The sequence below is a fragment of the Methanoregula sp. genome, assembly GCF_003170075.1.
Lineage (GTDB): Archaea > Halobacteriota > Methanomicrobia > Methanomicrobiales > Methanospirillaceae > Methanoregula.
The window spans coordinates 24,342-36,136 of sequence record NZ_PMZU01000043.1 but is presented as its reverse complement, the minus strand read 5'-3'; the positions used below and the strand labels follow the sequence as shown (position 1 = coordinate 36,136).

Below are 11,795 nucleotides of genomic sequence, written 5' to 3'. Positions count from 1 at the left end.
GCGCCAGTGATTCCCAAACGATTCCAGAGATACGGATACCATGACTGCACACAAAACAAAGAAAGAACAAACCTGTACTGAAAACTGCAGTACCTGTGCCCCGGCACAGCCGCACAGCACTCCAAAAGGGCTGCCACCGAAAGCAAAGATCGACGTGAAGCACGTCATCCTCGTCCTGAGCGGCAAGGGGGGCGTGGGGAAATCCACCGTCTCGGTAAACCTGGCGTACGCCCTTGCAAACCACGGGAAAAAGGTCGGCCTGCTCGATCTCGATTTCCACGGCCCCAACATCCCCAAGATGCTCGGGATCGAAGACCAGCGGCCGACGGTCCTTGCACACACTATCGAGCCCGTGCATGTGACCGGGAACCTTGCGGTCATGTCAATGGCGTTCCTCCTGCCGGACACGAGCACCCCGGTGGTATGGCGCGGCCCGATGAAGATGGGCGCCATCCAGCAGTTCCTTGCTGAAGTGAACTGGGGTGCCCTCGATTATCTCGTTGTCGACCTGCCGCCCGGTACCGGGGACGAGGCGCTCACGATCGCCCAGCTCGCGCCGAACGTGCGGGGAGCCGTGATCGTGACGACGCCGCAGGATGTCGCCGTCATGGATGCCACAAAGGCGGCAAAGTTCATTGAGAAACTGGAACTGCCGGTTCTCGGGGTTATCGAGAACATGAGCGGGATGGTCTGCCCCCATTGCGGCGGGACGATCAACCTGTTCAGCACGGGGGGCGGAAAAAAGGCGGCCGGGGACCTGGGAGTCCCGTTCCTGGGGGCAATCCCTCTCGATCCGGAGATGGTAAAAGCCGGCGATGAGGGGCGTCCCTATATCCTCCGCCATGCGGATTCCCCGACAGCAAAAGCCGTGGATGAGGTTATGGAGCATCTCGTGGAACTGATCGAATCTGATCTGAAATAATGAGATGGCCACTTGAGATCAGAGCCGGTCATACAGAAGATCCAAAACTACTATGAGAAAATATCCCGGGATGCCGGAACTGCTGGAGCAGTTCATGCAGGAACAGGACGCGGAGGAGCATTGGATCACGGTACAGGAACTCCGTGACCGCTTCGGCCTGACACGGTACCAGTGCAACACCGTTTCCGGATTCCTGCGCCGGCTGGAATTTGGCACGTTCGGCCGGTTTTCCTACAGGGTGCTCAAGATCGAGCAAGTGAAAGGGGCCGGACCTTCGGATCCCCCGAAATGCCGGTATCTCATTAAATGTAAACATTCCCGCAGGGAAGACCTGCCCGGCAAACAACGGGAGATGGGGCCGGAATGCGCAACCATATCAGTGAGAGGCAATACCGGTAACGGAGCTACTTCGCAGCAAGGCGCTCATCCGGATGATCATGGTACAATTTTAATTTGAAGACCATGTGCAAGGATTAAGAAACATCTGCGGAATAATGACAGTTTCATCTTAAGAAAATCGTTCCATCCCCCGGGGCGGATAAAAGACCAGCTCCGGGATAGTCTTGGGGAGCATGGAAAAATTTCGACCGGTAAGATGGAGGAGGAAATCAGAAAAATTCAGTACCGCTCCTGAACATTGCATACGATTGGAGCGTCCGCGAGATCTTGATTGCTCCCGTAAAACAGCCGTAAAACCGCCTGTTTTGATCCGGCCGAAAATGCGGCCTTATATTTACCCTGTTTGCCAGATAAGGCCCAAATTGAACCCCATATAATGCCCCTCGCCGCTTTATAGTGGCCTTGTAACGGCCATTATTTCTTTCATCAACAGAATACCCATCCGGACCTTGTTTCGGGCCTTAAAATCGCAATATGAGGTTGTTATAATTTGTCCGTTTGGCAAAATAAGACCGATTTGGGGGTATTTTGAAACGGAGCCCGATACGGGCTTCTTTTGGGGTGATCAAAGGGCAATCGGAACCTGGATTGAGCCCGGATTGGGCGAGGGTATTGGCGGGGGTGTAGGGAATCACCCGGCCTTCCCCACGCCGCCCGAATGCCCCGGTCGATCCTGATTTATTCAGCCCGTTCGGTAAAGACAATCGATCCGGAGATCCGCGAGATCTTGATCTTCACGCTCTGGCCGGGTTTCGCGTTTGCCACGTACATGATGTAGCGGCCCATCTTCACGACCCCGTCGCCACGCTTTGAAAGCGACTGGATCTCAACATCTATAACCTGTCCCTCTTCAAGGTTCTCCGAGACAGGTTCGGTTCTCACCTTGCGCTTCCTGACCGGACGGTGACCTCCGCAGGCATCGCAGCGGAGGGTGAGAATCCGGTCATCCTTGACGAGACGCGTGTCAGGCTTACCGCACTCGGAACAGATCACGTAATCGTCGACATAACTCTTGATGATCATCCGGAACAGCGAGATCTCGAATTTCCCATTGAAAATCGCACGGGTGCCATCGATCTTTCCCGACGTTCCCAGCTCCCCGAGGATGTACTTCATCAGGTGATCCTTGTCGCGACGGACTTTGTCGGCAATCTCGGCAAAATTTTCAAGGATAGTGGTCTTACCCTCAATGTATGCCTTTGCCTCGGGGACTACAAAACGTTCAGAGGAGGCGGTTTTTTCCGATATATGGGAATAGGCCTTTTTTAAGAGATCATCATAAGAGTCCGTCATACGTGTATACTATAAGGGCTGCATAGGTGCAAAAGTCTTTCTCAAGCACCGGATCCTGATCTGCCCGGTGAAAAAAGGTACACAATTGACGGCATACCGGGAGACATAAAAGAGATCACAAAAAAAGGACTTGAGCGAACGGTCTCACTGACCGATCAAGAATGTCCCCCCGGAAGATCACACCAGTTTTGGTGCGGCTGCCGACACAAATGCAACAACCCCGGCGTTCTTTGCATCGTCCTCGATATCCTTCTGGTCTATCGATGTAAATCCCATAAATTTCATACCCCGGCTCTCGATCCATTTTTTGAATACTTCCTTGCTCTGGCCGGGCCGGCCGCCGCAGGTGACAAACGCAACTGCCCGCTTATTCTCACAACCGGTCAGGGTATCGATGATTGTATGGATGGCCGGCGTCGGCCTGAACGCCCAGACCGGCGAGCCGAACACAAGAAGATCGTACTCCTTTACGTCCAGATGAGATGGCTCGATCGTCGTTTTATCCTCACTCATTGCCGCTTTGCACTGCATAAGAAACCGCGTCAGCGAGGAGTGCTGTGCAGTATCGGTCACTTCCACAAGGTGACTGTCAACAGTGGCAGATGCAATATGCTGTGCAATGTGCCGGGTGTTTCCCGTTTCGGAATGATAGATGATGCAGATCTTCATACAGAATAGAACGTACCTCCTGCCCAAAAAAGTTTCACACGTGAATGGAATACGCAAACGTTGACCGGAACCAGATTAAAAAAAGGTATAAAAAACGGGTATTGTTATCTTCTGAACTGGGGCATCATGGCCCGTACTTCCTTACCGGTCTCTTCAAGGAGGTGCTCCTCGTCAGCCTTCGTGAGCGCGTTGAAGACCGGGCGGTTGACCATATTTTCGAGCATCCATTCCTTTGCGAACTCGCCGCTCTGGATCTCGCCAAGGATCTCCTCCATCGCCTCATAGGCTTCAGGCCCGATCACCCGGGGGCCTCTTGTCAGATCCCCGTACTGCGCCGTGTTGCTCACATACTGGCGCATGTTCGTAAGACCGCCTTCGTAGATCAGGTCAACGATCAGCTTAAGTTCGTGGCAGACCTCGAGGTATGCCATCTCGGGCGCATAGCCGGCATTCACGAGCGTCTCAAACCCTGCCTTGATAAGCGAGGACGCTCCCCCGCAAAGGACTGCCTGTTCACCGAAAAGATCGGTCTCGGTCTCCTCGCGGAAGGTGGTTTCAAGGACGACGGCACGCGTCGCGCCGATACCCTTTGCATACGCGAGCGCGGTCTTGTGGGCTTTGCCCGAGTGATCCTGCTGGACGGCAATAAGCGCGGGAACTCCCTTGCCCTCCTCGTACTGCCGGCGCACCATGAAGCCGGGCCCCTTTGGCGCCACCATGATGACATCGATATTTGTTGGCGGCACGATCTGGCCGAAGTGGATGTTGAACCCATGGGAGAACATCAATGTCTTGTTCTCGGAGAGGTGCGGCATAATCTCGCTTTTGTAGACTGATGCCTGAAGTTCATCGGGCAGGAGGATCTGGATAATGTCTGCCTTCTTTGCCGCTTCAGGAACGGAGAGAACGGTCATGCCGTCTTTTGTCGCGGCGTCCCAGCTCTTTCCCTTGCGCAGGCCGATGATCACATCAAGTCCGCTGTCACGCAGGTTCAGGGACTGTCCGCGCCCCTGGGAACCGTATCCCATCACCGCGATCTTCTTGCCCTTCAGCACCGAGAGATCGGCATCGGATTCATAGTATTTCTTCATCATATGCTAATCCCTTTGATATCAGCAACAATGCACATAAATATTATATGGAAAAACTAAAGAAGAACATTCGAAAATCAGCATGGATGCGATGACTTATTAAAGACGCAGCAGTGGACAACGCCCCGGATCAGCCGTTCAGCGGGAAACTGCCCGATGTCCAGGCAACATCGCCCGATGTCAGGATCAACCTTACCCGGGTCGGGGTAAAAAATGTAAAAAAACTTGTGGAAGTCTCCCGCCCAGATAAAAGGCCGATGATATTTATCTCGAACTTCGATGTCTACGTGGACCTGCCCGGCAGCCTGAAAGGTGCTAACCTGTCCCGGAACTTTGAGGTGATCGATGAAGTGCTCCAGCAGGCGATCGATGGCAAGGTCAGCGAGATCGAGAACCTCTGCAGCGCGGTGGCACGCAAACTGCTCGACCGTCACGAGTACGCCGATCGCACGGAGGTACTCATGCGCAGCGAATTCATGGTCAAACGCGAGACACCCGTGAGCCACACAACCTGCCATGAAGTCGTCAAGGTGCACGCGCGGGCGATTGCAAAAAGAACCTTCCGCGAACCGATGGTGCGGAAAAGCATCGGTGCCGAAGTCACGGGCATGACCGCGTGTCCCTGTGCCCAGAACATCATGAAAGAGCGGGCAAACAACGTCCTTGAAGGGCTCGGGGTTGACCAGAAGACCATCGACGCATTCTTTGCCGAAGTCCCGATGGCCACCCACAACCAGCGGGGCCGGGGCTTCCTCTGTATCGAGACCGATGACGACGAGCATGTCGACCTTGAAAAGATTATCCGGATCATCAAGGAGTCCATGAGCGCAGGTATCTACGAGCTCCTCAAGCGCGGCGATGAAAGTGCGGTGGTACTTGCCGCGCATAAAAATCCGAGGTTTGTGGAAGACTGCGTACGGGAGATGGCCAAAAAAGTCCTGACCGGATTTGACTATCTTCCGGGCGATGCCGTGGTTACCATCAAGCAGACCAATGAAGAAAGCATCCACCAGCATGACGCGTACGCCGAACGGAGAGCTACGCTCGCAGAACTGCTGGACGAGCTCAATGGCGACAGGAAATCATGGGATTAAATGATAAAAAACCGGATATAATAATGGATCGTTAATATAAAGGAATTGTAGTTTTTTTCCAGCCCGCTGGCGCGGCCGGAAAAGAACGGTATTTTTTACACCGTTTTTAGTTTAATGGCCGATTCTCGCGCATATTCCTGATTTTGGCATTGGGAAGATAAAACAATAAACGTTATAAAAGGGTCAGTAGAAGATAGTGTTGAACGTACTTTGTACGGTCAATTATCTCTAGAGATGAGAGAGTATAGAGTAATTTTTGTAACGCGTTACGAACAACTCAACATTCTAATGAGGCGATAATATTGTCGAAAGTTGTAGAGATTTCCCCAACCACAAGACATGAAGGACACTCCAAACTGGTCCTGAAGGTCAACGATCAGGGTATCATCGAGACGGGTAACTGGTGTTCCATTACCCCGGTGAGGGGCGTCGAGAAGCTTGCCGTTGGCAAGACCCCCGAACAGGTGCCGAAGATCGCATCCCGTGTCTGTGGTATCTGTCCGATTGCCCACAACCTTGCGGCTACTGAAGCGATGGAAGCATCCATCAAGTGCGAGATCCCGAAGGACGCAAAGATGCTCCGTCACATCCTGCAGCTCGCAAACCGGCTGCACAGCATTGCACTGCACGACATCCTGATCCTGCCCGACCTGTATATCCCAGGCACCGAGGTAATGATCAACCCGTTCACGGCAGAAGAGCCGGTGCGCACCGTTGCGAAGCGCATCCAGCGCCTTCGTGAGATCGGCCAGACTGTTGGCCAGATCGCCGGTGGCGACTGCATCCACCCGAGAAACACCCGGGTCGGTGGTATGTACCGGAACTGCTCCGAGCAGGCCAAGACCAAGATGTACGACCTCGCGAAGGAAGGACTTGTCCTCGCGAAGGCGCAGATGGACTTCATGATCGCTGTCCTCAGGAACTATCAGGCGCGGGAGTCTGTTACCGTCGGCGGCATGAAGGTCGCTCTGCCCAAGACCCTCGGGTACCACAACCAGGGCTATTTGGCAACCGATGCGTTCTATGGCAGCTCGAGCCTGGACGAATGCCCCACCTGGGACATTGACCGGTTCAAGGAAGTCCGGCCATGGGACTGGTACATGGGTGAGATGGAAGTCTCGCTCGAAGAGCCCCGGTACCCCGTTGGCGGAACCACCAAGCTCGGCACCAAGGTCAACCCGCAGATGGAAGCCTGCACAGGCATCCCGATGTATGACGGCCAGCCCGTCGAAGTCGGCCCGCGTGCACGTCTCGTCACCTACAAAAACTATGACGAGAAAGGCACGGTCGGCCAGAACATTGCCCGTGAGATGGAGTACACCGACAGCCTGTACGAGATGATCGACTGCATCGATGCACTCAACCCGGACGGCAAAGTCGTTGCAGACTATATCCCTGACGGTGACGGCTCTCTCGGCTGGGCATCCAACGAGGCGCCCCGCGGGACCGATGTCCATATTACACGGGTCAAGGACTGGAAGGTCCAGTACTTCAGTATGCTCGTTCCGACAACCTGGAACTTTGCAACCTGCAGCGCTGCACTCACCGGTGCACCCTGGCAGCTTGCCGAAGTCATCATGCGCGGGTACGACCCCTGTGTATCATGTGCAACCCACATGATCGTCGTTGATGAGGACAACAAGTTAGTGGCTCAGAAGCTCATCCAGTGAGTAACCCCACCATGCTGTATCCGGAGATCGTGGTCGCAGGGTGTGGAAACCCCCTGTTTGCCGATGACGGCTTTGGCCCGGCAGTAATTGAAGAGATGGAGAAACTTTCACTTCCCGACAATGTACTGATAGTAGATGCAGGCCTTGGCGGTCCGCACTTTATTTTTACACTGCTCGACCCGGAAGTGACGAAAAAACTCGTGATCGTTGATATCGCTGACTATGGCGCGGAGCCGGGATCGATTACCAAGCTCCGGGTCGAGGATCTCCCCCCGGGGTCGTATCGCGACGCCCACTCGTGGGACCTCGCCGAACCGCTGCAGCGTATCAAGGACCAGATCGAAATTACGGTCATCGGATGCCAGCCGGCGCGGGTTACATCCCCGGAATTTGAGATAGGGCTTTCGGAAGAAGTCCAGAAAGCGATCCCGAAGACTATCCGGGTGATACTGGAAACTATAGGAGTGGATTATGGGACTACTATCAAGTGTATTCAAGAAGAACGTCAGCACGGAACCGCCAAAACCAGCTGCGGCTCCCTCAAAATCAGCTGACGTAGCAGCAAAACCAGCAGAAACGAAAAAGGAGGTTAAGCCTGTGGCTGATAAGATTACATTAGGTTACACGCACCTAAGTGGGTGTACCGGTTGCACTGTGGCACTCGCAGACAACTATGCCGGATTATTAACACTCCTCGACAGATATGTCGACCTGAAATACATGCCGACCCTTGCAGATGTAAGGCACGTCCAGAAGGTTGATGTCTCGTTCGTTGAGGGGTCATGTTGTATTAACGACAAACTCGCAGTAGAAGAACTCAAGGAAACCCGTGAGAAGTCAACGGTAGTCGTCGCCCTTGGCGGCTGCGCCTGCTATGGCAACATCACCCGGTTCTCCCGTGGCGGCCAGCAGAACCAGCCGCAGCATGAAGCGTACCTGCCGATTGGCGACATTATCAAGGTTGATGTGTACATCCCCGGCTGCGCTCCAACTCCCCAGATGATCAGGAACGTTGCGGTCATGGCATACCTGCTCCTCAAGGGAACCAAGGAACAGAAAGAGCTCGCAACTGCATTCCTCAAGCCGCTGATGATGGCAGCCCAGAGGGGGACAACAGCCTGCTTCTGCGAACTGATGACCGAAGTCATCAACCAGGGTCTCTGCATGGGATGCGGCAGCTGTGCATCAGCCTGCCCGGTCAATGCAATTACCCACGAGTACGGCAAACCCCAGGGCGAGCGCGACCTGTGCATCAAGTGCGGTGCGTGCTACAACCAGTGCCCGCGGAGCTGGTTCAGCTTCGATGTTGTCGAGAACTATGAGGCGATCAACGAGGCCATTATGGCGGCACTCCAGTGAAGGTGATTGAAATGGGAGCAGAACTCGGTAAATACAAAGCATGCGTCTCCGCACGAAGCACCGACAAGGAGATTCTCAAGCACGCCCAGGACGGCGGCATTGTTACATCCCTTCTCGGATATGCACTCGACACGGGTATCATTGACGGCGCAATTGTCGCTGTAAACAAGGAATTTGCAGCCAAGCACCAGTCGCTCATCATGAGAGACAACACCAACTGGGACATGGTTGAGCCCTGGAGACCATTCCCGGCAGTCGTCAGTACCAAGGCTGATCTGCTTGCAGCAGCAGGCACCAAGTACAACATCAGCCCGAACGTCTCCATGATCAAGGAGGCAACCCGCAGCTTCGGTCTGGACAAGGTCGGTATCGTCGGTACCCCCTGCCAGATGCAGGCAGTCCGGAAACTCCAGCTCTACCCGATCGGTGCCCGTGATGTCGGCGCCGCAGTTGCACTTGCAGTCGGTATCTTCTGCATGGAGAACTTCCCGTACCAGAGCATCCTCCAGCTCGTGGAAGACCACGCGGCGATGAAGATGGAATCCGTCAAGAAGATGGAGATCGGCAAGGGCAAGTTCTGGATCTACGGCAAGCGCGGACAGGTCGTTCAGCTGCCGCTCAAGGTGACCCACAAGTACGAACAGCCCGGCTGCCATGTCTGCCTCGACTACGTGGCAAACCTCGGCGATATCTCCACCGGTTCCGTTGGCAGCCCCGATGGCTGGTCAACCGTCTTTGTCAGGTCAAAGATCGGTGACTCGGTCTGGGCAAATGCAATGGCCGCTGGCGTCTTTGAGACCCAGCCCATCGAAAAGGTCAAGCCCGGCCTTGAACTCGTGACCAAGCTCGCAAACGAGAAGATCACGAAGAACAAAAACACTCTCGAAGCTCGCAAGACCTTCGGTGTGGGCAAGGCTCTCCGGAGCCCCTACATCTAAACTTTTTTTTTGGACTGCCACATCTCCACGTGGCGCGATAAAGACCCGGTATGAATGCTCATTTAAGGACGGCCGGTCACGTCTTTTTAAAACGATCATAAAAATCTCTGGAGAAACCGTCATGAACCGATCGGGTTCACACGGGAACCATGAAAATCGTTTATAGAAACGGTCAGGAGGGTGCCCCGCTTCAGGGCCTCTTGAGGGGCCCGGCGGGGCAAGAGAGTTTTTTAGTCTTGCTCTTTCGTGTTAATCTTATATCCTGATCCGCCGCGGGGGCGCCCCGCCGGGGGCGGCGGAGTCATCGTAATAGGCGTTTCCTCTGGCGTTAGCCCCCATCAACTTATTTAAGAATAGTGGATTTACCTCCACAATTTTGCGAAGAGCCAAAATTATTAATAGAAAATTTCAGGAAGGTTCCCTTACCTTCATCTCATAGATCCTAACCGTTTTGGATATTTACCAGACAAAGTCATCATCCGGTGCTGATGCCACACCCCTGCCGGAAATAAAAAAAGAGATCCTCTTTTCCCTGCCACGGGTCGTGTGCCCGGCAGAATGCTTCCAATACCCGGGTTTCTGGTGCCACATGCTTAATAAACCACCGGCAGGTTTACACTAACCGTGACATAAACGGATATCACATACTCCGAAAACCGTGTATTTTCACAGCGTGAAACCTAAACCAGTACTGCCCGCGTACCACGAAACCGCAGTCTTTATGCCGCTGCCGTAGTTATTCACTAAGAAGCACATGACAAAAAAATGCGGGAACTGCGGCGCACCCGCTCCCGACAGCAACTCGCGGTTCTGCGACCTGTGCGGCGCGCCGCTTAAAGAAGAACCGGCACCATCGCAGGGGTTTCCGGTCTGCCCGGCCTGCGGGGCCATCGTCTCTGACAAGAAAGCTCAGTTCTGCGATGTGTGCGGTGCACCGCTGGCAAAACCGGTCTGTCCGGTCTGCGGCAACCCGGCACCATCTACCCACTCCAGGTTCTGTACCCGGTGCGGTGCAACGTTTGTACCGGCAGCCCCGTGGAAAAATCGTGCCGCCCCCCCCGCCGCACCTGCAGCAGCACCTGAACCGGAACCCGAACCTGTCATAGTCAAGATCAGGAAAGGGCGCCTGTCGGTGCCGGAGAATCCTGCAGAAGAATGGGACCCCTGGACGGATGGTGACCCGGCATATGATATATCGATATCGTCACCACCGCAGTCACAAAAACAATTAACAGACCTCCAGCATGTTGCCGATGAAATGGCACAATCCACTGGTTATGCCCCCTATCAGGAAACGCAAATGGCGCAGATTTCCGTGCCCAAAAAAAAGTATTCCCACCTGCCCCTGATCGCCGACGAACTAAAAGAGGACGCTGAACACCGCGCTGATCACGACGGTACGGGCAGCAGGTGGAAAAAGAAAGGCACGTTCGGGTTCAAATGACCCGCCAGAGAGTACGCCGAAAGCAGTTTTTAAGAGACGCTCTTTTTTTAGACCTTCACTGACTGGCGTTCACGCAAAGTATTCCACGATATTACGGAAGATCGTCATGTTGAGCGATTCTTCAGGGATATGCTCCCCGCTCCGCCGCATCTGCTCCTTTATGAGCGGCCAGTTGTAGAGATTCACAAATTCTATTGCCCGCTCGGGATGCGGCATCATGCCCAGCACCTTGCCGTCAGCCGAAGTGATGCCGGCGATGTCCTCAATTGAACCGTTCGGGTTGAAGGGATACTCCCCGCCGGCCGGGGTCAGGTCCTCCCGGCAGTAGGTGAATGCGATCTGCTTGTGCTTTTTCATGTGCTGGAGGGTCTCCGGTGAGCAGGAAAGGTTGCCTTCACCATGGGAAACCGGGCACCAGAGCTTCGCGATGCCATGCGTCCATATGTTCTCGGCCACGGGCCTGATCGTCACAAACCGGCACTCAAGGCGCCCGCCACGGTTGGGTATGAGCGCGATATCCCGCGAATATTTTTTATCAAACGCTGGGACGAGCCCGAGGTTTGCTAAGATCTGGAAACCGTTGCAGATCCCAAGCACCAGGTTATCGCCGTCAAGAAACTCGCGCAGGTCGTCCCAGAGATTATTTCGCACCCGGTTCGCATACGCGTTGCCGGCGCCGGTGTCGTCCCCGTAGGAAAACCCGCCGGGGAAGACCAGCAACCGGTAATCCGACAAACGCTGTCGTCCCGCGATCAGGTCGTTGATGTGGACGATGTCAGAGTCCATACCCGCCCGGAGAAGTGCCTCCCGGGTCTCCATCTCGGAGTTTATCCCGTACCCGCTCATGATGAGGGCTTTTTCCGGGATCAGGCCGTGTCCGGGTTTACCGCCATCGGCCGGAGAAATGACTGCCATG

The 11,795-nt window shown here is 54.5% G+C and carries 12 protein-coding genes; 8 read left to right on the top strand and 4 right to left on the bottom strand.

What is annotated here, in order from left to right:
* The first annotated feature begins 40 nt into the window (after positions 1-40).
* Together QZN75_RS05260 and QZN75_RS05255 are read left to right on the top strand one after the other, a co-directional pair.
* Entirely contained in the window at positions 41-922 is an 882-nt protein-coding gene (locus QZN75_RS05260; protein WP_292425700.1) for an Mrp/NBP35 family ATP-binding protein, read from the top strand.
* A 52-nt stretch (positions 923-974) separates the two neighbouring features.
* Positions 975-1,379 carry a hypothetical protein gene (locus tag QZN75_RS05255; RefSeq protein ID WP_292425699.1) on the top strand — a complete coding sequence of 135 codons (405 nt, stop codon included), beginning with the start codon at positions 975-977 and terminating at the stop codon, positions 1,377-1,379.
* A 620-nt stretch (positions 1,380-1,999) separates the two neighbouring features.
* On the opposite strand, the gene QZN75_RS05250 is transcribed toward QZN75_RS05255, so the two are convergent.
* The 3 genes from QZN75_RS05250 to ilvC form a co-directional block, all read right to left on the bottom strand.
* A complete protein-coding gene (locus QZN75_RS05250) occupies positions 2,000-2,614 on the bottom strand; it encodes a translation initiation factor IF-2 subunit beta (RefSeq protein ID WP_292425696.1) in 615 nt (204 codons plus the stop codon).
* A 177-nt stretch (positions 2,615-2,791) separates the two neighbouring features.
* The gene (locus QZN75_RS05245) at positions 2,792-3,283 is read right to left on the bottom strand and encodes a flavodoxin (protein ID WP_292425694.1); all 492 of its coding nucleotides are present in this window, start codon (positions 3,281-3,283) and stop codon (positions 2,792-2,794) included.
* Positions 3,284-3,387: 104 nt separating this feature from the next.
* The gene (ilvC, locus tag QZN75_RS05240) at positions 3,388-4,377 is read right to left on the bottom strand and encodes a ketol-acid reductoisomerase (RefSeq protein ID WP_292425693.1); all 990 of its coding nucleotides are present in this window, start codon (positions 4,375-4,377) and stop codon (positions 3,388-3,390) included.
* 110 nt (positions 4,378-4,487) lie between these two features.
* Here ilvC and mptA point away from each other — a divergent pair, with 110 nt between their 5' ends.
* From mptA to QZN75_RS05210, 6 genes are all read left to right on the top strand, one after another.
* Positions 4,488-5,468, top strand: a complete 981-nt coding sequence (mptA, locus tag QZN75_RS05235; protein ID WP_292425691.1) for a GTP cyclohydrolase MptA — start codon at positions 4,488-4,490, stop codon at positions 5,466-5,468.
* A gap of 302 nt (positions 5,469-5,770) precedes the next feature.
* Positions 5,771-7,138: a coenzyme F420 hydrogenase subunit alpha gene (gene frhA / locus QZN75_RS05230; protein ID WP_292425688.1), complete on the top strand. Its 1,368-nt coding sequence runs from the start codon at positions 5,771-5,773 to the stop codon at positions 7,136-7,138.
* 11 nt (positions 7,139-7,149) lie between these two features.
* Positions 7,150-7,692, top strand: coding sequence for a coenzyme F420-reducing hydrogenase, FrhD protein (gene frhD, locus QZN75_RS05225; RefSeq protein WP_292425685.1), 543 nt, complete (start codon positions 7,150-7,152; stop codon positions 7,690-7,692).
* Positions 7,693-7,735: 43 nt separating this feature from the next.
* Positions 7,736-8,497 (top strand): coenzyme F420 hydrogenase subunit gamma, encoded by a 762-nt coding sequence (gene frhG, locus QZN75_RS05220; RefSeq protein ID WP_292425683.1) that lies wholly within the window; start codon positions 7,736-7,738, stop codon positions 8,495-8,497.
* An 11-nt stretch (positions 8,498-8,508) separates the two neighbouring features.
* Positions 8,509-9,435 (top strand): coenzyme F420 hydrogenase subunit beta, encoded by a 927-nt coding sequence (frhB, locus tag QZN75_RS05215; RefSeq protein WP_292425680.1) that lies wholly within the window; start codon positions 8,509-8,511, stop codon positions 9,433-9,435.
* A gap of 754 nt (positions 9,436-10,189) precedes the next feature.
* Positions 10,190-10,879: a zinc ribbon domain-containing protein gene (locus QZN75_RS05210; RefSeq protein ID WP_292425677.1), complete on the top strand. Its 690-nt coding sequence runs from the start codon at positions 10,190-10,192 to the stop codon at positions 10,877-10,879.
* A gap of 69 nt (positions 10,880-10,948) precedes the next feature.
* Here the strand turns inward: QZN75_RS05210 and QZN75_RS05205 are convergent, their stop codons facing one another.
* A complete protein-coding gene (locus QZN75_RS05205) occupies positions 10,949-11,794 on the bottom strand; it encodes a phosphoribosylformylglycinamidine synthase subunit PurQ (protein WP_292425675.1) in 846 nt (281 codons plus the stop codon).
* Position 11,795 lies beyond the last annotated feature (1 nt).